Below are 25984 nucleotides of genomic sequence, written 5' to 3'. Positions count from 1 at the left end.
CCGGACCGCCCGCTGTAGCCTCCTCGCCGGTGCCGGTTTCGTCATCGCCCGCCCCCAGCTCGGGAACTCCGGTGGTGCCGGTGGAGTCGGTGGAGCCGTCTTTTGGGCCGGCGAGCACCTCGTTCGGTGCTGACGAGCATGTTTCACGTGAAACGCCGAGCCAGGATGAAGAAGATCCCCCGCTAGCCATGGAAGCGTTGCGAGCTGTGCAGATCCTCAACCCGAGCGGCGAAATCACCATGCCGCGTCCGGATCACCCGAGGGTGCTCTGCGTCGCGAACCAGAAGGGCGGAGTCGGTAAGACGACCACGACGGTGAACCTTGCGGTCGCCCTAGCGCTGCATGGCAACCGTGTGCTCGTTGTCGACCTTGACCCGCAGGGCAACGCCTCCACCGGCCTCAACGTGCCCCATCACGCCGGCGTACCGGACGTCTACGACTGCCTGATCGACAACGTGCCGTTGTCCGAGGTTGCGCAGCCGGTGGAGGGCATTCCGAACCTGTTCTGCGTGCCGGCCACGATCGACCTGGCCGGTGCCGAGATCGAGCTCGTCTCCGTGGTGGCGCGTGAGTCCCGGCTGGCCCGGGCGATCGCCGCGCACCCGGAGAAGTTCGACTACGTCTTCATCGACTGTCCGCCGTCGCTTGGCCTGCTCACGGTCAACGCGCTGTGCGCGGCGCAGGAGGTGCTGATCCCGATTCAGTGCGAGTACTACGCGCTGGAGGGACTCAACCAGCTGATCAACAACATCAACCTGGTACGGCAGCACCTCAACCCGACGCTGGACGTCTCCACGATCCTGTTGACCATGTACGACCGGCGTACGCGACTGGCCGACGCGGTCGAGCAGGACGTGCGCAACCACTTCGGGAACAAGGTGCTGAACGCCGTCATCCCGCGGAACGTGCGGGTGTCGGAGGCTCCGAGCTACGGACAATCCGTGATGACCTACGATCCGGGTTCGAGAGGCGCGACCAGCTACTTCGAGGCCGCCCTGGAGATCGCGATGCGTGGCGTCAACACGGGAGGCACGGCATGAAGAACCGTCCACGGGGCGGCCTGGGCCGCGGCCTGGGCGCGCTGATCCCGACGGCTCCCGCCGTTGACCCTTCTCCCCCGGTGGCGCCGATGCCGACGCCCCCGCCTCTCGAGACGCCGGTTCCGCCGGTCGCCGACGATCAGCTTGCGCCGGTTCCGGGTGCGCGCTTTGCCGAGCTGCCGGTCACCTCGATCGTGCCGAACGCGAAGCAGCCGCGGCACGTCTTCGACGAGGAGGCGCTCGAGGAGCTGAAGACCTCGATCCAGGAGGTCGGCTTTCTCCAGCCCATCGTCGTACGCGACATCGGCGACGGGCATTACGAACTCGTCATGGGCGAGCGGCGGTGGCGGGCCGCGCAGGCGGTCGGCAAGGAGTCGATTCCCGCGATCGTCCGGGACACCCGCGACGACGCGATGCTCCGGGACGCGCTGCTCGAGAACATCCACCGTGCCAACCTGAACCCGCTCGAAGAGGCGGCCGCCTATCAGCAGCTGCTCGAGGAGTTCGGGGCTACGCACGAGGAGCTCGCCAAGCGGATCGGGCGAAGCCGGCCCCAGATTTCCAATACGATCCGGTTGCTGAACTTGCCGCCGCAGGTGCAGCAGAGGGTCGCGGCGGGGGTGCTGTCTGCCGGGCATGCTCGGGCGTTGTTGGGGCTCGAGGACGGCGACGCGCAGATCGACCTCGCCAAGCGGATCGTGGCCGAAGGGCTGTCGGTTCGGTCGACCGAGGAGATCGTGTCGTTGGCCTTCGCGGACGGGTCGCCGGCGAAGAAGGCGGCGCCTGCCCGGCGGGCGAAGGTGCACGCGCCGGCTCTCAACGAGCTGGCCGACCGGTTGTCCGATCGGTTCGACACCCGAGTGAAGGTCGACATCGGCCGGAACAAGGGCAAGATCACCATCGAGTTCGCGACGGTGGATGATCTCGAGCGGATCGTCGGGATGATTGGGGTGGAGGACGAAGGGTCGTCTTCCGCAGGGTCTTCGGAGTGAGTTTGGCTCGCTAGGGGTTAGTCGAAGGCACGTGATTCGTCACGTGCCTTTCTTGTTGCCTCTGGGTTGGGTGGCGGGGGGTTTTGTGGGGGTTTGGTTTGTCGCAAACGGCAGAATCTGGCCATCCTGAAATCCCAGGAGAATGGCTCTGACAGAACCAAGACGGACACCAGTCCCCGGTTCACCTTGATCTTCATTTTTGCCTCGTCGTCTCGACGAAGATTTGTTGGAACGCAGGTACCATAAGTGGCTTGGCTAGGCGCGCTTTTCTCCGACGGTCTCGCGTCCCCCTGGCCCCTTGGGCAATGCGGCGACCAAGCGGAACGGCGTCTTGGACGTCGAGTCGCGCGGTCCGGGTGTGTCCCGGTGCCCTTGAGGCTGACAGTGCGCCCGGCTTGGTTGGGCGCTGGCGAGCCGAGCGCCGTTGGTTCAGATGTGCTCGCTGTACGGAGCTCGACCAGGTTGGTGCGCCGTTTGCATGTTGGCAAGTGCAGCACGGAAGGTGCTCCGCTTTCTCATCGGCCGATTCGGCGGATCCGATCTCGATACTGCCGCCCTCGTCGGATGGACTCACGCCGCGTCCCGCGGTTGCCGCACTGGTCCGTAGAGAGCAATGGGTTACTAGCGTCTTTGTTTGACTGCCTCGTGCAGGGGTGTCCCGTACGCGTTGTTCGGCACTCACGCCGCGCCGGCCTGACACTCCTCGGCGGGGCTGAATGACTTGAGCGTCGTTGGCCGGTCGCCGCCTCAACTCGGTGGCGCCCGATCTGATGTGCGTGGCGAGCTCGGTGTTTCACGTGAAACATCAGGCCTCCCGACGTTCCCCCGCCGGGCATCCTCAGGCGCGAGCCTAACGGCACAGCGGTACCTCCTCGCAGATCTTTCTCCCGTGTCCGTTCGACGAGTCCCGGTGCCACACCCGCCGTCTCTGCCGCCAGCCCACCGTGCCGCCGGGCGGGCAGCCGCTCTGCTTGCTGCTGGCCGCCTTGCCTGCCCTGCCCGCCCTGCCATTACGCCCCGCCTGGCCTGCCGCCGCCCTCTAGCTGCCACTGGGCCGCCGCACTGCCGTCCTTGCTGCTGCTGCGCCGCCGTGCTGCGGTGCGTGTCGCCGTGCCGTGCCGCCCTGCTGCGGTGCGTGTCGCCGTGCCGTGCCGCCCTGCTGCGGTGCGTGTCGCCGTGCCGTGTCGCAGCTGGACCCACCGCGCCGTTGCTGTCGCCAGCCTGCCGTTCCGCCCAACGGCCAGACCACCGTGTTGCCACTGTCCGCCTCTACTGACGCCAGTCTGCCGCACTCCCCGCCACCCCTGTCGCACTGCCCGCACTGCTGCAGCCGTGCCGCCCTCCTGCCTGGCGGCCGGCCGCTGTCGCCGACATGCTGCGATGCCCGCCCTTGCTGCTGACATGCTGGCCCCGCCTTGTCCCGCCGTGCTGCCCTGCCGCGCACTGTCCTGCTGCTGCGGACACCCATCCCAGGTGCTGCCCGGGACTGTGCCGCCTAGCGCACTACGCTGCGGGGAGCAACACGCCAGCTCGCCGCCGCATCGCGCCGCCAGGCAAGCGCCAGGCGGCGGGTTGGGCACGGCCACTGCATGGCAGGCGGCTCGACGGTGGGGCGGCAAGGTGACGTGTCCCGGGTGTAGCCGGCGCATGGCCTGTGGCCAGCCCGTGCAGCGGCCCACGGACTCTCATTCTCGCCGCTCATCATCGCTCTCCATGGCTGGGCAGAGCTGAGCCCGTCGTTGCCCCGTTTGGCCCCCGAGCCTGTCGCAGTCCGGCGAGGTGCCAAGCGAACCGTTTCACGTGAAACCTCGTCCTCGGCTAGCGAATCCCAAAATCATCTGCAGCCTTCGCGGCCAACTGACGACGCCGCTCGCTCCCGGGTCGCCGCGTGCCTCTCAGGTCGCCGTGTGCCTCTCAAGAGTCGCGACTCCGGCCACTCGACCGAGGCTCCTTTAGCCGGCGGGCGGCCCTGCCTCCGAAACAGGTGCGCTGGACGTTTGGAGTCCTGGTCCTCACTTGAGGCTCCTGTTTCACGTGAAACATCGTGAAGCCCAACCAAAGCGACCGGCCGCACGGGGCTCTCCGAGCACGAGCTCAGTTGAGCCCTTGCCGACGGCGTCCTGTGGGAGGAATCGGCGAGCCGTCCGCCAGCATCGAGGCGACGTGCCTTGCCACAGACTTCATTCCGTCGGTCCAGGGGGCTTGGCCCGATGCTGAGGCCCAAGCCGCAGCAACACTTCAGCGGATCGAGAGGACTGCTATGACAGCCAGCTACAACTGCGGCGCCGGCGGGACCCGGTTAGCGGAGGCGGCGGATCGGGTCGAGATGCCAACCGTGCATGGGCGGCCCATCGCAGCCCACCAAGCACCGCTGTGAAAGTCGGGATGGCGGCACCTTCCGCCGGAGGGAGCCGGGAGCCGGGAGCCGGGAGCCGGGAGCCGGGAGCCGGGAGCCGGGAGCCGGGAGCCGGGAGCCGGTTTCACGTGAAACAAGGGCGCCTTCGCCGTGTCGTGTTCAGCTTGGCGGCAGCCTTCGCATGGCGAGGTACCGGTCGCTGGATCTGACGGCGGCGGGGGTGAGGCCGGTCGTTGGGCGTCGGTTGCGGCCGGTGTTGCAGCCACGGACTGTCGTTCGAAGAGTCGGGATGGCTCGAGCGCGGGACATGACCGGCCGGCCGTAGATCGGGATGTCAAGAGGGCGGTTGCGCACCTGTCGAGGGGTCGGCGCCGACTGGACGGGCAGCGGTGCCTTGGATGTCGTTGGCGGGAGGAGGCTGCGCGGTCGGTTGCAGCAAGCAGTAGGGATGCGGGTAGTGAAGCACGCTGCGGCAGGAAGACCGTGGGCGGCCGGAGGGAGGGCGCCGTGCGTGGACCCGGGCGGCGCTGTGGCTCAGCCACGCGGCGGCGCGGTCGGGCGGCTCGGCTGTGCGGCTGGGGTGGCCTGTTCCAGCCGACAACCTTCGGGGAGCTGTGGCGGGGATATCCGCTCACGCTCAAATTCCGCCTCGCGATGTTGAGGCAGGCACAAGTAGCAACCGGGAGGTGGAGGGCGCCACGTGGCAACAGGCCGGAGAGCCGTAGCGGTGCACCCGGCCGCTGCGGGCGAGGGGTCTGACGCGGCGGGGGCGGGAGCTGCACGCCCGCGGTGCACCCGGCTGCTGGGGGCGAGGGTCTGACGCGGCGGTGGGCCGGCAGCTGCACGCCCGCGGTGCACCCGGCTGCTGGGGGGCGAGGGTCTGACGCGGCGGTGGCCGGGAACTGCACGCCCGGTGCCCCGCCACCGTCCCGGCGTGCGGGGTGCTAGCCGGACGGGGGCGGCGACCGACGGCACCCGGTATCGAGGCGGTGGAACGTGAATGTGAGGGAGCCTCCGGGGCCGGGCAAGGAGTGCTGGCTGCGGGTCGGGCGAGTTATCCACAGGGTGTGGGTAACGGCTGTTGAGAAACGGCGGCGGGCGGTTTCACGTGAAACGTGGTTGATGTGGGGGCGGGGTTCCACGGCTTCATCCACAGGGGGTGCAACGCTGCGACGTCGTGTTTCACGTGAAACGGGGCGGGCTGTGGATAACTTCTGTGGATAACTATGGGGGTCGCGGGGTGCCGACGGAGGGTGAGGGGTATTGATGGCGATCTCGGTGATCGGACGGCTGACGCTCGGTTACCGCGCCGGCCGAAAATTGACCCAGGACAGGCGCACTGGCCTGGGCTAAAGTCACGCCGTGCCCGACAACACCGCGCCCCTGCCCGACTTCACGCGCTGGCCCTCTTTCCCGTTCGAGGGCGAGATGCGGGTCAAACCGCTGGCCGCCCCCGTGGAGCTCGAGCCGCCGCGGAACGGTGAGGATGCGGCGGACTGCGTGGCATGCAATACCCCTGATGACGCGTACATCTGGATCAGCGAGCGATGGCGCGTCCGGGCCATGGACCGGCCCACGGGGCTACCGATGGTCCTCATCCTCGAGTGCCGATCGCACCTCGATCTCGGCGATCTGCCCAACCTGCTCGCCGCCGAGCTCGGTGTCATGACGGTCCGGCTCGAGCGCGCCATCCGGTCGCTCGACGGCGTCGCGCGGGTTCATGTCAACCGATGGGGTGACGGCTCCGCGCATTTGCATCTGTGGTTCCTGGCCCGGCCGTACGGCCGGCTCCAGCTGCGCGGCACGTTCCTCTCGCTCTGGGACGACATCCTCCCGGTGATCCCTGAGCCTCAGTGGCGCGAGAACCTGGCACTCGTCGCCGCGTGGCTCGCCGAGTTCGGCGGCGAGGCGATCGCCGAGCCGCCGCACATCCAGTGGGAAGCGCCCTCCACGATCACCTACAGCCCGTCCGCGACGAACGACACCGACGACCGCCGCCCCGCGACCCTGGGCGACGTTCAGGCCCAGGCCGAAGCCAAAGACGTTCAGGCCCAGACCGAAGCCAAAGACGCTCAGGCCCAGACCGAAGCCAAGATCGAAACCAAGACGGAGCCGGCGCCGACGGTCGCATCCGAGAACGGAATGCTGGACGACGTCCCCACCGCACCCACGCGGGCGACCACGTAGGTCAGCGCAACGCACCCACAGCGAAGCAAGGATCAAAACCACGCGGCGCGGTGCCGGATCTGACCGACCGCGGAGTGGCGGCCAGCGCGAGACGCCGTCGACAGTCGAGGCCGAGCACCGACCTAACCCCGCGCGGCCGCCCGCTCGATCAATGTAGCCAGGACGCGCCCCAGCGAAAGCCCAGCCGCCTGCACCGCGAGCGGCAGCAACGACGTCTCGGTCAGCCCCGGTGACACGTTCGTCCCGAGCACCTGCGGTGACCCGTCCTCCGTGACGATCAAGTCCACTCGAGACATATCCCGCAGCCCGAGGGTCTTGTGGGCGGCGAGCGACACCTCTATCACCCGTGCGGTCGTCTTCTCGTCGAGCCGGGCTGGCGCATGCCACGTCGTCAACCCGGCGGTGTAGCGGGCCGCGTAGTCGTAGACCCCGTCCCGGGGCACGATCTCGACGGGCGGCAGCGCCTGCGGGCCGGAGCCGAGATCCACAATCGACACGGCGATGTTCTTGCCGGGCACGTACTTCTCGACCAGCGCGGTCGTGTAGTACGCGAAACAGCCCACCATCGCGGCCGGCAGGTCGGCCTCCTCGCGGACCACCGCGGCGCCCAGGCCGGAACCGCCCTGCGCCGGCTTGATCATCAGCGGCAGGCCGAGCCGGTCGACGATCCGGTCCAGCACCGCGACCGCGCCCAGTTCGGAGAACCGGTCGTGCGGCAGCGCCACCCACTCCGGCGTCGGGATGCCGGCCTCGCTCAGCATCGCTTTCGCCGACGGCTTGTCCCAGGCCACCCGGGACGCGTGCGCGTCAGGACCCACGTACGGCACGCCGCACAGATCGAGGACGCCCCGCAGCGAGCCGTCCTCACCGGTGGCACCGTGCAGCGCGATCAACACCGCGTCGGGCGGATCCTCCTGCAGGGCCGGCAGCAGCGCGACGTCCGAGTCGTGCAGTTCGGCCTGCACGCCCACGTCGCGGAGCGCGTCGAGCACCCGACGGCCGGAACGCAGCGAGACATCCCTCTCGTAGGAGAGGCCACCGGCCAGAACCATCACGCGCACATCGTCACCTGAAGCCATAGAACGGATCATGCCAAGTCGGGGCCAGGGGCGTCGGCGGTGGCCGCGCCGCGCCGGCGGTGGTGGTGGATCGCCGAGCCCGGGCCGAACACGGCTCGCATCGCGAGCTCCTGCTCCATCACGCCGGAGAGCCGGCGCACGCCCTCTCGCAGGCGCTCGGGCGCCGCGTACGCAAAATTGAGTCGCATGTTGCTCGTGCCGGTGCCGTCGGCGTAGAAGCCGGTGCCGGGCACATACGCCACCCGCGCCGCGATCGCGCGCGGCATCATCGCCTTGGAGTCGAGGCCCTCCGGGATGGTCACCCAGGTGAACAGGCCGCCGGTCGGGTTGGTCCAGGTCGTGCCGGCAGGCATCAGGTCGCGCAGGGCGGCGAGCAGCACGTCCCGGCGCTCGCGGTAGATCTCGCGGTACGACTTGATCTGCTCGCGCCACGGCATCGTCGTCAGGTACTGCGTCACCGCGCCCTGCGCGAACGTGCTCGGACACAGCACGTTCGCCTCGCTCATCATCACGAGTTTCTCCCGCACCGCGTGTGGCGCGAGAATCCAGCCGACCCGCAGCCCCGGCGCGAAAGTCTTGGAGAAGGTGCTGACGTAGAAGACCCCATCGCGCCGGCGCGCACGCAACGGCACCGGGACATCGCCTTCAAAAGACAGCATGCCGTACGGGTCGTCCTCCACCACCAGCAACCCGGCGCGCTCACAGATCTCGAGCACCTGTTCCCGCCGCTCCTCGGTCAGCGTCACGCCGGCCGGGTTCTGGAAGGTGGGGATGGTGTACAGGAATTTCGCCCGGCGGCCGGAGCGCGCCACCGCGGCGATCGCCTCCTCGAGCGCGGCCGGGATCAGCCCCTCGTCGTCCATCGGGACGTGGTGGACCTGGGCCTGGGCGGCCTGGAAGACGCCGAGCGCGCCGACGTAGCTGGGGCCCTCGGCGAGCACCACGTCGCCCGGGTCGAGGAAGAGGCGGGCGAGCAGGTCGAGCGCCTGCTGGCCGCCGACGGTGACCACCACGTCGTCGGGGGAGGCGCCGCGGATGCCGGAGAGCGCCATCACCTCGCAGATGCGCTCGCGCAGCTCGACCGTGCCCTGGCCGATGCCGTACTGCAGGCTCACCGTGCCCTGCTCGGCGGCGAGGCTGCCGAGCATCTCGCCGACGGCGTCCAGCGGGAGGGCGGCAATGTACGGGGAGCCGCCGGCAAGCGACACCACCTCGGGACGGCTGGCGACGGAGAACAGGGCGCGGATCTCGGAGGTGGACATCCCGCGCACGCGTCTCGCGTACACATCGGTGTAGTCGTCCTGGGTGGTGCCGGTCATCTGTGCCCTCCTTAGGCAGGCCGGGACCCCAAATGTTAGTCGGCGCCCACGCCGTAGGCCCTCGGTTAACCGGGTGGATGCCCGACCTGGTCCCGTTCATGGATTTTGCGGCGTAGGATCCTGCCCGGGTGGTGGGGGCCTGGCGCATCCACGCGGCCGTGGCCCAGGAGGGGGATGGCAGTGTCGCGACGCCTGGTCAATCTCACGCTGGACACCCTCGAGGACCTGCCTCGCCCGTGCCGGCAGTGCGTCTACTGGGAGCTCGACCCGGTCGCCGCCGAGCGGGCCTGCGCCTCCGGCGACCCGGGCCTGGAAAAAGAGGCGTGGGTGTCGCAGACGCTGCTGGAGTGGGGCTCCTGCGGCAAGCTCGCGTACGTGGACGGCATGCCCGCCGGTTTCGTCATGTACGCGCCGCCCGCCTACGTCCCCCGGTCGATGGCCTTTCCCACGTCCCCGGTGAGCGCCGACGCCGCGCTGCTGATGACCGCGCACGTGGTGGCCTCGTTCGCCGGCGGCGGCCTGGGCCGCATGCTGGTGCAGGGCGTGGCCCGCGACCTGACCAAGCGTGGAGTGAAGGCGATCGAGGCGTTCGGCGACGCCAAGTTCGGCGAGGCCGACGACGACAAGCAGAGGGGCTGCGTCGCGCCGGTCGATTTCTTCCTCTCCGTCGGCTTTAAGACCGTGCGTCCGCATCCGCGCTATCCGCGACTGCGGCTGGAGCTGCGGACGGCCCTGTCCTGGAAGTCCGACGTCGAGTATGCGCTGGAGAAGCTCCTCGGCTCGATGAGCCCGGAGACGCTGCTGCGACCGGTGCGACCCGCGACGGCTACGCGGAGCGTGGAGAACTGAGCGCCACCCTCAGCTGCCGTACGTCGATCGAGCCGGTCGGCACGTCGATCTCGACCGGGTAGTACATGCGCTGCACCGCGGCCAGGATCGCCTCGACGATCTGCTCCCGGAAGAGCGGGTTCACCAGGCGGTCCCGGTCGGTGGGCGACGTCAGGTAACCCAGGTCGACGCGTACGGCCGGCATCTGGGTCAACCGCAGCAGCTCCCAGGTCTTGGCGTGGATGCGGCAGTCCCGCATCCCGGTGCGCACGACGATCTCGCGCTGTACCAGGTTGGCCAGCCGCTCGCCGACCGTGGAGCTCAGCCCGTTCCCGGTGCCGTAGTGGTACGTCGCGACGCCGTGCGCGTCCTCGTTCTCGTGGCCGTCCAGGTGCAGCGAGATCAGCAGGTCGGCGCCCAGGCTGTTGGCCAGCGTGGCCCGCTCGGCGCCGCTCATCGGCTGGGCCGGCTGCGGCCCTCGGGTCAGGTGCACCCGCATGCCGGCCGCGGCGAGCCGGCCCTCGAGCCGGGCGGCAAGATCGAAGACCAGGTCGGCCTCGGTCCAGCGGAGCGGGCCCTCGGGCACCACCACGCCCAGGTCGTCGCCGCCGCCGTGACCCGGGTCGATCACGATGGTCTTGCCCATCAGGTTGGTGCCGGCCTGGCGGAACGCCTCGGCCTCGCGCAGCCACTGCGGGCGGCCGCCGACGACCTTGCGGCCGAGCCGGCGCAGCGCCTTCATGGTGTTGGGCCCGCACGTCCCGTCGGGGGTCAGGCCGACCTCGCGCTGGAACTGGGCGACCGCGCGGGCGGTGCGCTGGCCGTAGATCGAGTCGGCGCGGCCGGTGTCGTACCCCATCTCCAGCAGGCGTTCCTGCAGCGCCCGGACGTCCTCGCCGACCAGCGGGTTGGTCACCGAGTGGTACAGCGTGCGGGCGCCGAGCCGCCAGCGGGCCGCGTCCAGCGCGCTCCAGGTCTCGTCGCCGACCAGCCCGTCCACGCCGATGCCACGGCTCTGCTGGAACGCTCGGACCGCCGTGTCGGTGGCATCGTCGAAGACGTCCGAGGGGGTGTCCAGCAGGTCCAGGCCGACCAGGATGGATCTGATCTCGGCCACGGCCGGGCCGCTGTCTCCACGTCGGATGGAACGCACGCCGGAACTCCCTTGCATGGGTCCGAGGGAAATGAGAACGACTTCGCAGCGTACTCCCCAACCGCCGGGCCCACCCGGCGGCGCAATCCGCCCGGGGGACGGCGACGCCCCGCATCCGACGGGATGCGGGGCGTGACTAACGGATCAGAGAGCCGACTCGATGAAGTTGACCAGGGCGCTCTTCGGCTTGGCGCCGGTGACCGAATTGACCGGTTCGCCGCCCTTGAAGATGGTCAGCGTGGGGACCGACATCACCCGGTACGCGCGGGTCGTCTCGGGGTTCTCGTCGATGTTGATGCTGACGATCTCCACCTTGTCGCCCATCTCCTTGGCGATCTCGCTGAGCAGCGGGTCGACCTTCTTGCAGGGCATGCACCACTCCGCCCAGAAGTCCACCAGCACCGGCTTGTCCGACTGCAGCACGTCACTGGTGAACGTGGCGTCGGTGACAGGCTTGCCTGCTCCCACGACGACCTCCCTTACAGCTCTACGAATGAGGCGATGAAACGCTCGGCGTCGAGCGCCGCGGCACAACCCGTGCCGGAGGCCGTGATGGCCTGACGATAGGTGTGGTCGACGAGGTCGCCGGCCGCGAACACGCCCGCGATGTTGGTGCGGGTCGACGGCGAGTCGACCTTCACGTAGCCCTCGTCGTCGAGCTCGACCTGGCCCTTGAACAGCTCGCTGCGCGGGTCGTGGCCGATCGCCACGAACACGCCGGTCACGTCGAGCACCTTGGTCGCGCCGGTCTTGACGTTCTTCAGCCGGACGCCGACGACCTTGCCGTCCTCACCGAGGATCTCCTCGACGACCGAGTCCCACTCGACCTTGATCTTCGGGTTGTTCAGCGCGCGGACCTGCATGACCTTGCTGGCCCGGAACGCGTCGCGGCGATGCACGATCGTGACGGTCTCGGCGAAGCGGGTGAGGAAGGTCGCCTCCTCCATCGCGGAGTCGCCGCCGCCGACCACCACGATGTGCTGGTTACGGAAGAAGAAGCCGTCACAGGTCGCACAGGAGGAGACACCGTGGCCGAGCAGCTCCTGCTCGCCGGGCACGCCGATCGGGCGCCACGCGGAACCGGTGGCGAGGATCACGGCGCGGGCGAAGTACTCCTGGTCGCCGACCCAGACGGTCTTGAGGCCCTCGGTGCCCGCCTCGGTGGGCTTGTCGGTCAGCTCGACGCGCGTGACGTCGTCGGTCAGGAATTCCGCGCCGAACTTCTCGGCCTGCGCGCGCATGGTGTCCATGAGCTCCGGGCCCATGATTCCGTCGCGGTGACCGGGGAAATTCTCCACCTCGGTGGTGGTCATCAGCGCGCCGCCGGACTGGACGCCCTCGATCACGAGCGGCTTGAGATTGGCCCGGGCCGCGTACAACGCCGCGGTGTAGCCGGACGGCCCCGAACCGATGATGATCAGATTGCGGACCTCGTCCACTGCCGACTCCCTGTCGTCAAATTCCGCCGGGTCAAGGCCCGGCGACACTGCACGCTAGAACGTCATGCTAGGCACACGCCATTCCCTCCGGGGCCGGGTCGTGGCCGACCTCACCGGGGGTGTCGCTCAGCGTACCGGCACCTTGTCCAGCGTGTCCGCGCCACCGTCGGGCGTGCCGCAGGCCGGGCCGCTCGCCCAGGCCCAGCTGCCGTTCGCGGCGGTGAAACGCACCACGATCGCGGGCTTTCCGTCGAACTTGGCGTAATCCACCGTCTCGGCCCTGAATTGACCGGCACCGTTCGCCTTGTCGATCTGGTCGAGGCACTGCTCAAGGGTGGCCGTCATGTTCAGCCACCGCGGCGCGCTGGCGGCCGCTGGCGCTGGCGCGGTCGCAGTCGAGGCGGCCATCGGCCGCGGGGCCAGCTCGGCCAGCGTCGCCCTCGTGTAGTTCGTGCCGCTGGTGAGCTGTTGCGGCGGCGCCGCGGCCTTTCCTTCGGCGGTATCGGACTGGCCGGCGTAGGCATCGCTGCGTGCCGAGCCGCTGAGCATGGGCTCCTGCCCTAGGTCCCGCTGCGCCCGCGCCGCACTGTCGGCGCTGCCCGACGAGCTGCTCGAGACGCCCTTCTCCTGTCCGGCGAGATAGTCAAGGCCAAATCCGACAAATGCCACCGTGCCCGCGGCGATGGCGATCGGAGTGACCCATCGCAACTTCCTCTTTTCCTGTACGGGTGGGGCATCGTTCCCGCGAACGAGGGTCAGCTGCGGCCTCGCGGCCGCCTCGGTCAACGCGGCCTCGAGCCGGTCCGCCACCTCCGCCGGCATCGGCTCGGGCTCGAACCGGCCCAGCTCGGCCACGACCGACGCCACGTCGCCGCTCAGCGACTCGTAGGCGGACCGCCACGCCGGGTCGTCGGCGATCAGGGTGGCGACCACGGACTCGTCGGGCGTGCCGTCCAGCGCGCCGCCGATGTAGTCGGCGAGCAGGTCGACGTCGACCCCGTGGAACTCGGCCCCGGTCACCTCTCGTCCCTCCCCTCGGCCGGCGCGGGTAGCGGCTGGCTCGCGCCTGGTCCGGATGGGACGGTCTGCGCGGCCTGCTGGTTCCCGCCGGCGGCGTGACCGGCATCTCCCGGCTTCGGCCCGGCACCGTTTCCCGGCTCGCCACGCAGGCCGGCCAGCGCCAGCGCCATCCGGGCACGGCCGCGCGCGCAGCGGCTCTTGATCGTGCCCTCGGCGACACCAAGGATCTCGGCGGCCTCGGCCACCGGGTAGCCCTGCACGTCGACGAGCACGATCGCGGCGCGCTGCTCGGCTGGCAGGTCGGCCAACGCCTGGCGTACGACCAGCTTGGTCTCGTGGTCCTCGGGCGGGGCGGCCGGCTCGGGCGCGGACGGGCGGTCGCTGTCGCGGTTGCCGTCCGGCAGCGGCACGGTCGGGTGCGCCTGCCGGCGGCGAATCCTGTCCAGGCAGGCATTCACCACGATGCGGTGCAGCCAGGTGGTCACCGCCGAGTCGCCGCGGAACTTGGCGGCATTGCGGTGCGCCGACAGCAGCGCGTCCTGCACCGCGTCGGCCGCCTCCTCGCGGTCGCCGATCGTGCGCAGCGCGACCGCCCACAGCCTGTCCCGGTGCCGGCGGAACAGCACGGCGAACGCCTGCGTGTCACCGTCGAGGTGCGCGCGCAGGAGGTCGGCGTCGGTCGGCCCCTCGGTCACGGGTGCAATCTAACCCCACGGGCGCCAGCCCTCGAGAATCAGTAGCCCTCTACCAAGATCTCGTTGACGCTGACCTTGTAGCCGCTGCCGTCGTCGTTCGGCGGCAGCTCGGTCAACCAGACCAGGATGTACTGGTACTTGGTGTTCGGATCGAAGACCGAGAAGACGCGGTTGGTGCCGCCGGCCTTCGGGTCCGCGTCCGGCTCGCCCAGCTTCTTGTACGAGTCGACGATCTTCTGGTCGCCCTGGCTGTTGTCGCCCGGGTCGGTGGTGCCGGCCCGGATGTCCATGCCCACGCCGGACGACGAGGTCTCGACCCGCACGTCGGCGAGGTTCCGCGGGGTGCCCAGATTGATCAGGACACCCATGCCGGCCTTCAGGTTGCCGAACTTCGGCTGATTGAAGGTGTGCGTGGTCCACGCCGTGTCCGGGTCGCCGTCGACGACGTTTTTCGCCTGGTTGGATTGGTCGCGGTCACCCTTCGGCGGGTCGACGATGCGGACCATGTCGGGGGTGAGCTTGATCTGCTGCGGATTTTTGGACGGGGCCTGCGAGTCGGTGCCCGCGCTGGCCGGGGCGCCGCCGGCGTTCGCCTCGGTAGTCTTGCTCGTGCTCGGGTTGCCTTGACTGGTGATCGCGCGGATGCCGAAGACCAGGCCGACGATCGCGATGACGACCAGCGCCGCCACCCCGATGATGATCTTCGAATTGTTCCGCGGCGGCTCGGCCGTGGCGTTGCCCTGGGTGAATCGCAGCGGACCGACGTCGTCGTAGTCGTCGTCGGCGGCGTCCAGCCGGGCCAGCTCGGCGGCGAGCGCGTCGGCCTCGGGGGCCGCGACCCGCTTGTCGAGCAGATCCATCGTCAGATCGTCGAGATAGGCCGGGACGCCCGCGCGGATCTGCCGCGGGGCGGCCGGGTTGCCCGAGCCGTCGCGGTTCGCGTCGGGGATCGCCGACCGGCCGACCTCGGCATGCGGCCAGTGGGCAGTCAGCGCGTAGTAAAGAAGGCCGCCGACGGCGCGAACGTCTTTCTCCGCGCTGTCGGCCGCGTCGGCCCGCGCGTCGGCGAGCACCACCCGGCCGTCGTCGGCGATCAGGGTGGTGCCGGGGTGCACGTTGCCGTGCACCATGCCGGTGGCGTGCACGGCAGCCAGCGCGTCGGCGATGGCGTGCGCGATCGTCGTGGACCGGGCCGGGTCGAGCGGACCATCCTGGGTGATCAGCTCGCGCAGCGACTCGCCGTCGACCCACTCGCGCACCACGTAGGCGCGGGTGCCCTCGTCGATCGCGTCGTAGACGCCGACCAGGTTGGGGTGGATCACGCGGCTCGCGTCGACCGCGGCCTGCAGCATCTCGGTGGCGGGGTCGCCGCCGGGATAGCGCAGCACCACCGCGACCGGACGACGGAGAACCACGTCGATGCCGCGCCAGACCTGACGGCCCGCGCTGTCGTCGTTGACGTGTTCCTCGAGCTGATAGCGCTCGGCCAGGATCTCACCGACGGCGGGGTTACCGCGGGTCATGACCGGCCCGTCCGCATCGGCCGCGGTCTCGTGGCCTTCGCCGACCTGGGTCACCCGTCCTCCCTCGGTGCTCCGCGCACGCTGGTGGCGCGCTGGGTGCAACTGACGACGTGCGCTGAGCACATGCCGACACTGACCATACCCGCCCACGCCAACCCTATGGCAGGTCGTCCCCCCGGCGCGGCACTCGGACATGCCCGTCCGAACGGACATTTCACCTTCCCGGAATGGGGGAGAAGCACCTGACCAGGGTCAGCGCCCGACTTTCCGGCGCACCATTCCGATCACTTGGTTGATCTCGGGGAGCCGGACGACGGCAGCCACCACGAGAAACGCGCCGAATCCGAGCACGCACTGCGCCGCCAACAGGAGTGCCGAGAGCACGAAGCTGTCGCTCACGTGCGGGCCGACGACCAGGTGGCCGATCTCGGCGACGGCGAGCGCGGCCAGGCTGCAGATCGCGGCCTTCGAGAAGAGGGTGAGAATTTCGCGCCCGCCGAGGCGCCCGATCCGGCGGCGCAGCAGCACGATCGACACCAGGCACCCGAACGTCCAGGAGATGCCCTGGGCGCCGGCGATGCCCAACACCACATGCTCGGTCTTCAGAATCTGGGCGAACACGACGGCGGCCAGGGCCCCGATGCCGGTCGAGAAAATCGCGATCAAGGCGGGCGTACGGGTGTCCTGCTGGGCGTAGAAGCCGCGCTGGAGCAATTGGAGCACCGCGAACGGGGTCAGGCCGACGGCGAAGACCCGCAGCACGTTCGCCATCACCGCCGCGTCGGCCGGAGTGGCGTGGCCATGCGCGAACAGCACGTAACAGATCTCGCTGGCCGCGCCGAACAGCAGCGCCACCGCGGGCAGCATCAGCGCCAGCGACAGCCGAAGTCCCTCGCGAAGTTCACCGGCGAGCCGGCTCAGCTTCCCCTCGGCGGCGCTCTGCGTCATCCGGGGCAGGATCGCCGTGATGATCGAGATCGCGACCACGGCGTACGGGAGCTGGAAGAAGGCGTACGCGTTCGTCCAGGGGGTGAGGCCGACGCCGGTCTTGCTGCCGGTCTCGGTCGCGTAGCGCGCGCCGGCCGCGTTGGCGAGGTTGGTGTAGACGACCAGCGCGATCTGCTGGGCCACCACGTAGAGCAGGGTCCAGCTGGCCATGCCCCACATCTGGGTCAGCTCGGCGCGCCGGAAGTCGAAGCGCGGCCGGAAGTTGAAGCCGAGCGCCCGCATCGACGGGATCAGGCCGAACGCCTGCGCGGCCACGCCGGCCGTCACGCCGATCGCGAGGAAACGGAGCTCCCCGTTGCTGATCGTCTCCGGCGTCAGCTTGTCACCGCGGGTGATGAACATGAAGACGCCGAGGATGGCGATCACGACGAAGTTGTTGAGGACCGGTGTCCACATCGGTGCGGCGAACCGGCCCCGCGAGTTCAGCGAGGCGCCGGCCACCGCGGCGAATCCGTAGAAGAAGACCTGCGGCAGGAAGAACAGCAGGAACAGCACCGCGATCCGGTGCTGCGCCGGGGTGAACTTGCTGCCGTACAGGTCGATGAGCGCCGGCGCGATCGACATCGCGGCCACGGTGATCAGGCCGAGCGCGCACAGCAGGATCGTGAAGAGCCGCTGCTCGAACTCCTCGCCGTACTTCTCCGACTTGTTGCGCGCGCGGATCAGCAGCGGGACGTGGGCCGCGGTCAGCACGCCGCCGAGCAGGATGTCGTACACGATGTTGGGGATCGTGTTGGCGGTGTTGAACGGGTCGGCCAGCAAGCCGGTGCCCAGGGCCGCGACCAGCAGGGCCGACCGGAAGAAGCCGGTGACCCGGGACGCGAGCGTGCCGACCGCCATGATGGCGCTGGACCGCAGCAGTCCGCCGCCGGCGGCCGGCTTCTGGCTCTCGGCGGGTACCTCCTCGGGCGGCAGGTTGTCCTGCTCGAGGGGCACACCGGGCATGGAGTTGGTGATCGGGCCGAGCACTGCTTCTTCGTGGGCTGGCCGCCCGTACACACCGGGTGGGTTTTGTCTTGTTTGTTCGAAGTTTCCCGGGACGTCGTCCGCGGACGGCGGCAAGCCACGCGAGTTGGCACTGTTATAGAGGCCGCCGGTCACGCCGACTCCACCGGGGATGAGAACACAGAGTCACCATAAAGGGGTACGTCACACATGGCGTCGCAGGAGGGTGCCAGGCCGCGCGCCGGCGAGCGTCTCGACCATCCAGCAGGCCTCGGCGGGCACCAGGGGCTCACTCAACGCGTCCAGCACCGTCGGATGATCGCAGCCCGCCTCGGTCAGCGCACCCAGCAGCGCGGGAATGGGGGCCAGGTCACCGGTGTCGAGGATGTGCCGGGCCAGCGGGACGGTCGTCGAATACCAGGACTGTCGCGGCAGGCGGTCGAGGTGCGCCGAGGCCAGGCGTACGAGATCGGCCAGGCTCTCGCGCGGGAAGCGCGACCCATGTCGCACCTCCGGATATCGGGTCACCGGACGGGTGAGCTCGGCGATCGCGGCCTCGTCGAGCACCTGCGGTGACGGCGCCGGCGGCGACGGCCACCAGTCGTCGCTCGCGAACAGCGGCAGCGGAGCCTGCTCGGGACCGTGCGGCTCGACCGGCGGCACGTCCCGGCGCAGCGAGCGGTAGGCCACCTCGCGAAGAGCGGCGATCATGGTCTCGTCGTCTTCCGGGGTGGCCGGGGCGAACGGGGACAGCAGCGCGACGACCAGGCCCGGATGCGGCAGCGTCGGGTCCTCGAGGGCGATGACCCGGGCGCAGAGATCGAGCTCCCACCAGCGCAGCGACGCGGGATAGGGGCCGGCGGGCTCGGCCCAGCCCAGCTGGATCGGCTCGGAGGTGGCCGGCACGCGCAGGCCCAGGGTGCGCTCGCCGGTGGCCAGGTCGACCTCGAGCACGAGCGCATAGCCGCCGGTGACCGGAAAGGTCACCCGCAGCTCCTTCGGGTCGTCGGGGATCGCGCTTCCGCCCGTCCAGAAGCCGGGGTCCTCGGCCAGGCGACGCAGCGCCTCGGAAACGGGCACGCGTTCATACTGCCCGCTGCAATTGGTTGCCGCCACGCCCCCATCCGACCGCCCCGCCCACCACCCAAGACTCGACTAAAGGCCCGGTAGGCTTGTCATCCCATGTCTGTGTTGAATGCTGCCCAGCGCAAAGCCGTCGCCGAGCTGCTTCGAGTGTCGCCGGTCGCGGACGAGCTCGGGCGCCGGTTCGAAACGGCCGGCCACGAGTTGCACCTGGTCGGCGGCTCCGTACGGGATGCGCTGCTGGGCGAGCTCGGCGACGATCTCGACTTCTGCACCGATGCGACGCCCGAGCAGACCCTCGCGGTCGTGCAGGGCTGGGCGGACGCGATCTGGGAGACCGGTCGCGAGTTCGGCACGATCGGGCTGCAGAAGAACGGTCTCCGGCTGGAGATCACGACGTTCCGGGCGGAGGCGTACGACGGGGTCACCCGCAATCCGGTCGTCCGGTACGGCAAGTCGCTCCTCGAAGATCTCGAGCGGCGCGACTTCACGATCAACGCGATGGCCGTGTCGCTGCCCGGGCACGTCTTCACCGATCCGTTCGGCGGCCTGGCCGATCTGGCCGCGAAGATGATCCGCACGCCGGCCGCCCCGTCACTGTCGTTCGGTGATGATCCACTTCGGATGCTGCGGGCCGCCCGGTTTGCGGCGAAGCTGCGTTTTACAGTGGACGAATCGGTTGTTTCGGCCATGTCAGCCATGTCAGCCGATCTTGACCGGATCACGGCCGAGCGGATCCGCGACGAGTTCACCAAGCTGATGACCGGGGCCGACCCGATCGCCGGGTTGCGGCTGCTCGTCGACACCGGGCTGGCCGACCGCTTCCTGCCGGAGATCTCCGGGCTCAAGCTCGAGATCGACGAGCACGCCCAGCACAAGGACGTGTACGAGCACACGCTGATCGTCGTGCAGAACGCGATCCGTCTCGAGGGCGCCGACGGTCCCGACTTCGTGCTGCGGATGGCCGCGCTCATGCACGACGTCGGCAAGCCGGCCACCAAGGCGGTCGGCCGCGACGGCCGGGTCAGCTTCCATCACCACGAGATCGTCGGGGCTCGGCTCACCAAGCAGCGGATGAAGGCGCTCCGCTACCCCAAGGACGTCATCTCGGACGTGGTCGAGCTGGTCGCCCTGCACCTTCGTTTCTACGGGTACGGCCGGGGCGAGTGGACCGACTCGGCGGTGCGCCGGTACGTGACCGACGCCGGGCCGCTGCTCACCCGGCTGCACCGGCTCACCCGCTCGGACGTGACGACCCGCAACCGCCGCAAGGCGGCCAACCTGGCGGCCGACTACGACGCGCTCGAGGAGCGGATCGCCCGCCTGCAGGCCGAGGAGGATCTCGCCCGGGTCCGCCCCGACCTCGACGGCAACGCCATCATGGAGCTGCTCGGCCTGCCGCCTGGGCCGGTCGTCGGGCAGGCGTGGCGCTTTCTGAAGGAGCTCCGGCTCGACCGCGGGCCGCTGAGCCGCGACGAGGCCGAGGCCGAGCTCTTCAAGTGGGCCCGGGACAACGGCCACCTGCCGTCCTGATCGACTTTCTTGTCGTACCCCCGGGGCAGAATCGGGGGCATGTTCGTCGTCGATTCGCCCATCGGGCCGCTGGGCGTGACCGTGGTTGGTGACACCGTGGTCAACGTGCGCTTCGGCGCGCGGCCCGGGCCGTCCGCTTCGCACCCGGCTGCCGCGCAGCTTACGTCGTATTTCGCGGGCGAGCTCACCGACTTCACCGTGCCGTTCGAGCTGCGCGGCGGGTCCGAGTTCGAGCGGGCAGTCTGGGCCGAGATCGCCAAAATCCCCTACGGCGAGATGACTACGTACGGCGCGATCGCCACCGCCCTCGGCGACCCGGGTGCCGCCCGCGCGGTCGGCACCGCCTGCAACCACAACCCCGTCCCGGTCATCGTCCCGTGCCACCGCGTCGTCGGCGCCGGCGGCAAGATGGTCGGCTTCGGCGGCGGCCTCGACCGCAAGCGGAAGCTGTTGGAGCTGGAGGCGAGGGTCGCGCTGGCCCGCGCCTGGGGTTGACCAGCGGGATAGACGGCAAAGGCCGGGTCGCCTGGGCGGCCCGGCCTTGCTCGTTGGGTGCGGGTGTCAGCGCTCGATGTCGCCGCGGATGAAGGCCTCGACGGATTCCTTCGCGTCGTGGTCGTTGTACTGGACCGGCGGGGACTTCATGAAGTAGGAGGAGGCCGAGAGGATCGGGCCGCCGATGCCGCGGTCCTTGGCGATCTTCGCGGCGCGGACGGCGTCGATGATGACGCCGGCCGAGTTCGGGGAGTCCCACACCTCGAGCTTGAGCTCGGCGTTCAGCGGGGTGTCACCGAAGGAACGGCCCTCCAGGCGGATGTAGGCCCACTTGCGGTCGTCGAGCCACGGCACGTGGTCGGACGGGCCGATGTGCACGTCGCTCTTGACCATCTCGTGCGGGATCTGGCTGGTCACCGACTGGGTCTTCGAGATCTTCTTGGAGACCAGGCGGTTGCGTTCCAGCATGTTCATGAAGTCCATGTTGCCGCCGAAGTTGAGCTGGTACGTGCGCAGCAACTCGACGCCACGGTCCTCGAACAGCTTGGCGAGCGCGCGGTGCACGATCGTCGCGCCGACCTGGCTCTTGATGTCGTCGCCGACGATCGGGAGGCCGGCGTCGGTGAATTTCTGCGCCCACTCCGGGTTCGACGCGATGAAGACGGGCAGCGCGTTGACGAAGGCGCAGCCGGCGTCGATTGCTGCCTGGGCGTAGAACTTGTCCGCCTGCTCCGAACCCACCGGCAGGTAGGAGACGACCACGTCGACCCGCGCGTCGCGCAGCGCCTGCGCCACGTCGACCGCGTCGGCCGGCGACTCCTCGATGATCTCGCGGTAGTACGTGCCCAGACCGTCGAAGGTCGGTCCACGCTGGACGGTGACGCCGGTCGGCGGCACGTCGGTCAGCTTGATCGTGTTGTTCTCGCTGGCCACGATCGCCTCGGACAGGTCCATGCCGACCTTCTTGGCGTCCACATCGAACGCCGCGACGAACTGCACGTCGGATACGTGGTAGTCGCCGAAGGTCACGTGCATGAGACCCGGGACGCGGTCGTTGGGGTCGGCGTTCTTGTAGTACTCCACGCCCTGGACCAGGGACGAGGCGCAGTTACCCACACCGACGATGGCGACGCGGACGGAACCCATCGCGTTTGCCTCCTTGTTGTTCATCACGGCCGGTCCTCGTGCGGACGCGGGGATTGGGGGGAAGTGTCCCCAGCCACCCGATGTGGTGACTCGGTGGTGGGGAGCTCGAAGGAACCGGGGGTGGCCGGCGCGCGGCCGGAGCGCTCGTTGGTGATGAGCTCCTCCAGCCACCGGACCTCGCGCTCGCAGGCGTCGAGACCATGGCGTTGCAATTCCAGGGTGTACGCGTCGAGCCGCTCGCCGGCGCGGGCGAGCACGTCGCGCAGGCCCTCGCGGCGCTCCTCGATGCGCCTCCGGCGGCCCTCGAGAATCCGCAGGCGGGTGGCCTGGTCGGTGCGGGCGAAGAAGGCGAAGTGCACCCCGAAGCCGGCGTCGTCGTACGTCTCCGGGCCGGCCTGGGCGAGCAGGTCGGCGAAGCGTTCCTTGCCCTCTGCGGTGATCTTGTAGACAACCCGGCCGCGTTTGCTGGTCATCGGAGGGACCGTGGAGGGGTCCGAGGCCGACTCGGTGATCCAGCCGGCGGTGTGCAGCCGCTTGAGAGTCGGGTACAGGGTGCCGTAGCTGATCGCCGCGCGGATGGTGCCCAGCTTGGTGGCCAACTCCTTGCGGAGCTCGTAACCGTGCATCGGGGTTTCCTGCAGCAGACCGAGGATCGCCAGCTCCAACATTGGCCATCCCCTCCTCGCATCCCGATGTATCGGCCCGATACATCGCAACGGTAGATCTACTCTCGGATGGACGCAAGGAGAACAGAAAGTGGTGCCGGTTACGCAACGACAACGCCACGCTGCGTGATGGCTGTCGCCGCGCCGCCGTGGACCGCGTACTCTCTTCGCCATGCGCACGCAGCGGCAGGTCGTCGACTACTCGCTACAGAAGCGGGCAGTGCTGCGTGACGTGCACAACGGTCGGGTCGGGACTCTTGAGGTCTGCGATGCGTCCCCGTACTTGAAAAACGCAGCTAGGTTCCACGGCGAGCCGACCGACGACCGCTGTCCGGTCTGCCGCCGCGACAATCTCACCCTGGTGCATTACATCTACGGCGATGAACTCAAGCAGTCCGCCGGGCAGGCCCGGAAGTTGGCCGAGCTACCCGTCCTGGCGATGACTCTGCGTGAGTTTCAAGTATTCGTCGTGGAGGTGTGCCGTTCCTGCGCGTGGAATCACCTGACCCAGCAGTACGTGCTGGGCCGGGACGCGCTGACCGCCGACGAGCTTGATCAGGTCGAGGCCGCCGCCTTGGCCCTCGCGGGCCGCCACCGCGAAGCAGGGTCGTCATCGCAACGCCGGGAGGGCCGCCGATGAGGTGGTCCGAAATCGGTACCGTGTTTACGACCCCGACCGACTCGGGCATCCAGCGCCGCAATCGGTCATTGACGACATCCGACAGGGCGGCTGCCGGAATGCAGCCCAAATCTGCCGCGTGCGGCGTCGTCGGCGGGGCCCGTCCAGGGCTCTGTCGATGTGCGCTGCCGTGACCGAGGTGTGACCGCATGACTTCGTACGGCGAATCGCAGTCCCCGCGTGCCCGGGCCAGCGTGCCCGGGGCCGGTGCCGCCGCGCCTGACGACTCCAGCAGGGCTTCGGGCTCGGCTCGTCCCGCCCCGGACGCATACCGCCGTGGGGCCGGCGGGCGTGCCTCCGTCGGCAGCGCCTCGGTCGGCGCGGCCCAGGTGGGCGCGTCCGCGGGAGTCGCTTCGGTCGGTAGGGCACCCGGTGCCGCCGGCAGTGCGTCGGTCGGCAGCGCCTCCGTGGGCGGCGCCGCGGGCTCGGCCCGCGTGGGCGCGCGCGCCGCGGTCGGCGCCGGCGCCAGTTCCGTCGGCGGCCGGGCCTCGGTGGCCCGCGCCGCGGTCCGGCCCGGGTTGGACGCGCCGGGCACGCCGGCCGGTCCGGCCGGCAAGGACAAGTCGAAGGCGGCCAAGCGTCGCCGGCGCACCAACATCCTGACCGCCGCGGCCGCCGTCATCGTCATCATGCTCGGCGCCGGCGTCGTGGGCGGTACCTACTTCTTCGACGACGTCGCCCTGCCGCCGCCGGTCACCGAGGACCAGTCCAACGTGATCAAGTATGCGGACGGCACGGTGCTCGCCCGGATGGGCGCGGCGGCGCGACGCAGGGCGCGTCCACGATCACCCAGCAGTACGCCCGGCACGCGGCCGATCTCAAGGCGATCAGCATCAACCGCAAGCTGCGCGAGGCGGTCATCGCCCGCAAGCTGGAGTCGCAGTACAACAAAGACCAGATCATGGGCATGTACCTGAACTACATCCCCCTCGGTGAGGGCAGGTACGGCATCGAGGCCGCGGCCCAGGGCTACTTCGGCAAGTCGGTGACCACGCCGGCCGGGCAGAAGAACGCCATCACGCCGTCCGAGGCGGCGGTGCTCGCCTCGATCATCAAGCAGCCCTACCCGACGAAGGCCTACGGCGGCTACGACCCGAACTACAACCCCTCCGGCGCCAAGGAGCGCTGGGAGTACACGATGAAGAACATGCTGGACATGAACTGGATCAGTCCAGCGGAGTACGCGGCGCGCAAGTACCCGACCGTCAAGAAGCCCACGGCGAGCTCCTGCAAGACCTGCGCCGCGGACAAGCCGGTCGGCATGATCCTGCGGCACGTGAAGGCCGAGCTCGCGAAGATGGGCATCGACGACGACAAGTTCAACCAGGGCGGTCTGACGGTCACCACGACGATCGACCCGGCGGTGCAGAAGGCGGCTGAGGACGCGGGCTCCGCCGCCCGTACGTCCTCGCCGATGCACGGACTGCCGAGCACCTATCAGGCCGCGGTCATCGGCATCGATCCCACGAACGGCCGGGTACTGGGCTACTACGGCGGCGACAAACCGACCGGCACCGACTATGCCGGCTACATGGCCGGCGACGGCTCCGGGATCGTCGGCGGCCAGTCACCCGGCTCGAGTTTCAAGATCTACACGCTCGCGGCCGGCCTGCAGGAGGACCTGTCCTTCGACAGCATCTGGGACAGCACGCTGCCCAGGCGCAACGGCACGCCGATCAACAACGCCGGCGCCGACCCGGGCACGATCTGCAAGGGGCACGCCAAGGACTGTGACCTCGAGACGGCGACGATCAAGTCGTACAACTTCCCGTTCTACTGGATCGCCGACAAGCTGGGCCGGGACAAGGTGATCGCCGCGGCCAAGGCCGCCGGCATCCAGCACCTGTACACCGACGGCAACAAGCAGTTCCCGAACGGTAAGCAGGTCGACCTCGACACGACCGACAAGAACACCTGGCTGAAGTCCGGCTACTTCGACGACGAGGTCGGCTTCGGCCAGTACCGGGTCGTCCCGCTCGAGCACGCCGAGGGTGTCGCCACCATCGTCAACAACGGTGTGCACCACGACGCGCACTTCATCACCACGGTGAAGCGGGTCAACCCGGACGACGGCACGGTCGAGAACATCAACGCCGAGAAGGGCGCGGGCAAGCAGGTCTTCCGCGAAGACACGATGTCCAACCTGCAGGGCGTCATGGCGAAGATCGTGAAGGCCGACGGCCGGAACCTCGCCGGGGGCCGGCAGGGCATCGCCAAGTCCGGCACCTGGGAGTACAACGACGGCAAGGACAAGCACACCGGCTCCGGTGACTGTTGGTTCGTCGGTGGCATCCCGCAGCTGGCCGTGACCGTCTGGGTCGGCGGCAAGAACAACAAGGTCGAGCTGCACGATCCGAACAGCAGCAGCCGGTTCAAGGACATGTTCGGCGCCGGCGTGCCGTCGAAGATCTGGCGGCAGTTCATCAACGATTCCGCCGAGGCGAAGAACTGGGACAACAAGGACTTCCCGGACCGCCAGATCACCGGTGACCCGAACAAGTTCGGCAACGGCGTCAAGCCGGTCGTCGTGACCCAGCCGGACAACCAGAACTGCGCGGCCGCCCTGCTCGGCCTGCCCTGCCCCGGCAACAACAACAACGGCAACAACAACAACGGCGGCAACGGGAACGGCAATGGCAACGGCAACGGGAACGGCGGCAACGGTGGCAACGGCAACGGGGCCAACGGCGGCACCGGGGACACCACCGGCAATACCGATCCCACGACGCAAGTCACCCAAGGCACCAATTAGCGCCTGAACTCTGCACCGGCGGCTGGCGTGCACCCTTCGGGGCGCAC

General features: G+C 69.2%; 20 protein-coding genes. 8 read left to right on the top strand and 12 right to left on the bottom strand.

Annotated elements, in window-relative coordinates; genetic code table 11:
• Window positions 1-71: 71 nt before the first annotated feature.
• From IH26_RS0136610 to IH26_RS0136600, 3 genes are all read left to right on the top strand, one after another.
• Window positions 72-1040: a ParA family protein gene (locus IH26_RS0136610; protein ID WP_342668332.1), complete on the top strand. Its 969-nt coding sequence runs from the start codon at window positions 72-74 to the stop codon at window positions 1038-1040.
• On the top strand, window positions 1037-2032 hold the full coding sequence (locus tag IH26_RS0136605; RefSeq protein ID WP_030440861.1) for a ParB/RepB/Spo0J family partition protein: 996 nt from the start codon (window positions 1037-1039) through the stop codon (window positions 2030-2032). The genes IH26_RS0136610 and IH26_RS0136605 overlap by 4 nt, the downstream gene beginning before the upstream one ends.
• Before the next feature lie 3718 nt (window positions 2033-5750).
• Complete coding sequence (locus IH26_RS0136600; RefSeq protein ID WP_030440860.1) at window positions 5751-6575, top strand: hypothetical protein; 825 nt, start codon at window positions 5751-5753, stop codon at window positions 6573-6575.
• A gap of 122 nt (window positions 6576-6697) precedes the next feature.
• On the opposite strand, the gene IH26_RS0136595 is transcribed toward IH26_RS0136600, so the two are convergent.
• Window positions 6698-7666 (bottom strand): D-alanine--D-alanine ligase family protein, encoded by a 969-nt coding sequence (locus IH26_RS0136595; RefSeq protein WP_030440859.1) that lies wholly within the window; start codon window positions 7664-7666, stop codon window positions 6698-6700.
• On the bottom strand, window positions 7663-8973 hold the full coding sequence (locus IH26_RS0136590) for an aminotransferase-like domain-containing protein (RefSeq protein WP_030440858.1): 1311 nt from the start codon (window positions 8971-8973) through the stop codon (window positions 7663-7665). Before IH26_RS0136590 ends, IH26_RS0136595 begins: the two co-directional genes overlap by 4 nt.
• Before the next feature lie 180 nt (window positions 8974-9153).
• Here IH26_RS0136590 and IH26_RS0136585 point away from each other — a divergent pair, with 180 nt between their 5' ends.
• Window positions 9154-9822 (top strand): GCN5 family acetyltransferase, encoded by a 669-nt coding sequence (locus IH26_RS0136585; RefSeq protein ID WP_030440857.1) that lies wholly within the window; start codon window positions 9154-9156, stop codon window positions 9820-9822.
• Here IH26_RS0136585 and IH26_RS0136580 read toward each other — a convergent pair.
• The 8 genes from IH26_RS0136580 to IH26_RS0136545 form a co-directional block, all read right to left on the bottom strand.
• Window positions 9800-10954 carry an N-acetylmuramoyl-L-alanine amidase gene (locus IH26_RS0136580; RefSeq protein ID WP_030440856.1) on the bottom strand — a complete coding sequence of 385 codons (1155 nt, stop codon included), beginning with the start codon at window positions 10952-10954 and terminating at the stop codon, window positions 9800-9802. The two genes, IH26_RS0136585 and IH26_RS0136580, sit on opposite strands and share 23 nt — an antisense overlap.
• 144 nt (window positions 10955-11098) lie before the next feature.
• Entirely contained in the window at window positions 11099-11422 is a 324-nt protein-coding gene (gene trxA / locus IH26_RS0136575) for a thioredoxin (RefSeq protein WP_030440855.1), read from the bottom strand.
• A gap of 11 nt (window positions 11423-11433) precedes the next feature.
• Window positions 11434-12393 carry a thioredoxin-disulfide reductase gene (gene trxB / locus IH26_RS0136570; RefSeq protein WP_030440854.1) on the bottom strand — a complete coding sequence of 320 codons (960 nt, stop codon included), beginning with the start codon at window positions 12391-12393 and terminating at the stop codon, window positions 11434-11436.
• Between the two features lie 126 nt (window positions 12394-12519).
• On the bottom strand, window positions 12520-13413 hold the full coding sequence (locus IH26_RS0136565; protein WP_030440853.1) for a hypothetical protein: 894 nt from the start codon (window positions 13411-13413) through the stop codon (window positions 12520-12522).
• Window positions 13410-14117 carry an RNA polymerase sigma factor SigM gene (sigM, locus tag IH26_RS0136560; RefSeq protein ID WP_030440852.1) on the bottom strand — a complete coding sequence of 236 codons (708 nt, stop codon included), beginning with the start codon at window positions 14115-14117 and terminating at the stop codon, window positions 13410-13412. Before sigM ends, IH26_RS0136565 begins: the two co-directional genes overlap by 4 nt.
• Before the next feature lie 29 nt (window positions 14118-14146).
• Complete coding sequence (locus IH26_RS0136555; protein ID WP_034216711.1) at window positions 14147-15685, bottom strand: protein kinase family protein; 1539 nt, start codon at window positions 15683-15685, stop codon at window positions 14147-14149.
• Between the two features lie 198 nt (window positions 15686-15883).
• On the bottom strand, window positions 15884-17608 hold the full coding sequence (gene murJ / locus IH26_RS0136550; protein ID WP_245665827.1) for a murein biosynthesis integral membrane protein MurJ: 1725 nt from the start codon (window positions 17606-17608) through the stop codon (window positions 15884-15886).
• A gap of 180 nt (window positions 17609-17788) precedes the next feature.
• Window positions 17789-18664 carry a hypothetical protein gene (locus tag IH26_RS0136545; protein ID WP_030440849.1) on the bottom strand — a complete coding sequence of 292 codons (876 nt, stop codon included), beginning with the start codon at window positions 18662-18664 and terminating at the stop codon, window positions 17789-17791.
• A 102-nt stretch (window positions 18665-18766) separates the two neighbouring features.
• Here IH26_RS0136545 and IH26_RS0136540 point away from each other — a divergent pair, with 102 nt between their 5' ends.
• Window positions 18767-20200 carry a CCA tRNA nucleotidyltransferase gene (locus IH26_RS0136540; protein WP_030440848.1) on the top strand — a complete coding sequence of 478 codons (1434 nt, stop codon included), beginning with the start codon at window positions 18767-18769 and terminating at the stop codon, window positions 20198-20200.
• A 39-nt stretch (window positions 20201-20239) separates the two neighbouring features.
• Window positions 20240-20695 carry a methylated-DNA--[protein]-cysteine S-methyltransferase gene (locus tag IH26_RS0136535; protein ID WP_030440847.1) on the top strand — a complete coding sequence of 152 codons (456 nt, stop codon included), beginning with the start codon at window positions 20240-20242 and terminating at the stop codon, window positions 20693-20695.
• Between the two features lie 66 nt (window positions 20696-20761).
• On the opposite strand, the gene IH26_RS0136530 is transcribed toward IH26_RS0136535, so the two are convergent.
• Together IH26_RS0136530 and IH26_RS0136525 are read right to left on the bottom strand one after the other, a co-directional pair.
• A complete protein-coding gene (locus IH26_RS0136530; RefSeq protein ID WP_030440846.1) occupies window positions 20762-21841 on the bottom strand; it encodes an inositol-3-phosphate synthase in 1080 nt (359 codons plus the stop codon).
• A gap of 23 nt (window positions 21842-21864) precedes the next feature.
• Window positions 21865-22509, bottom strand: coding sequence for a PadR family transcriptional regulator (locus tag IH26_RS0136525; protein WP_030440845.1), 645 nt, complete (start codon window positions 22507-22509; stop codon window positions 21865-21867).
• A 169-nt stretch (window positions 22510-22678) separates the two neighbouring features.
• On the opposite strand from IH26_RS0136525, the gene IH26_RS0136520 reads away from it, so the two are divergent.
• Together IH26_RS0136520 and IH26_RS54425 are read left to right on the top strand one after the other, a co-directional pair.
• Window positions 22679-23146 carry a DUF5318 domain-containing protein gene (locus IH26_RS0136520; RefSeq protein WP_030440844.1) on the top strand — a complete coding sequence of 156 codons (468 nt, stop codon included), beginning with the start codon at window positions 22679-22681 and terminating at the stop codon, window positions 23144-23146.
• 823 nt (window positions 23147-23969) lie between these two features.
• Window positions 23970-25937: a transglycosylase domain-containing protein gene (locus IH26_RS54425; protein WP_245665834.1), complete on the top strand. Its 1968-nt coding sequence runs from the start codon at window positions 23970-23972 to the stop codon at window positions 25935-25937.
• The last annotated feature ends 47 nt before the right edge of the window (window positions 25938-25984 follow it).

The sequence above is a fragment of the Actinoplanes subtropicus genome, from assembly GCF_000721705.1.
GTDB classification, from domain to species: domain Bacteria; phylum Actinomycetota; class Actinomycetes; order Mycobacteriales; family Micromonosporaceae; genus Actinoplanes; species Actinoplanes subtropicus.
This window is presented reverse-complemented; position numbering and strand designations above follow the sequence as displayed.

Coding starts and splice junctions, on each gene's coding strand:
- IH26_RS0136605 (WP_030440861.1), top strand. CDS start 1,037: ATGAAGAACCGTCCACGGGGCGGCCTGGGCCGCGGCCTGGGCGCGCTG.
- IH26_RS0136540 (WP_030440848.1), top strand. CDS start 18,767: ATGTCTGTGTTGAATGCTGCCCAGCGCAAAGCCGTCGCCGAGCTGCTT.
- IH26_RS0136535 (WP_030440847.1), top strand. CDS start 20,240: ATGTTCGTCGTCGATTCGCCCATCGGGCCGCTGGGCGTGACCGTGGTT.
- IH26_RS0136590 (WP_030440858.1), bottom strand. CDS start 8,973: ATGACCGGCACCACCCAGGACGACTACACCGATGTGTACGCGAGACGC.
- IH26_RS0136530 (WP_030440846.1), bottom strand. CDS start 21,841: ATGGGTTCCGTCCGCGTCGCCATCGTCGGTGTGGGTAACTGCGCCTCG.
- IH26_RS0136595 (WP_030440859.1), bottom strand. CDS start 7,666: ATGATCCGTTCTATGGCTTCAGGTGACGATGTGCGCGTGATGGTTCTG.
- IH26_RS0136525 (WP_030440845.1), bottom strand. CDS start 22,509: ATGTTGGAGCTGGCGATCCTCGGTCTGCTGCAGGAAACCCCGATGCAC.
- IH26_RS0136520 (WP_030440844.1), top strand. CDS start 22,679: ATGCGCACGCAGCGGCAGGTCGTCGACTACTCGCTACAGAAGCGGGCA.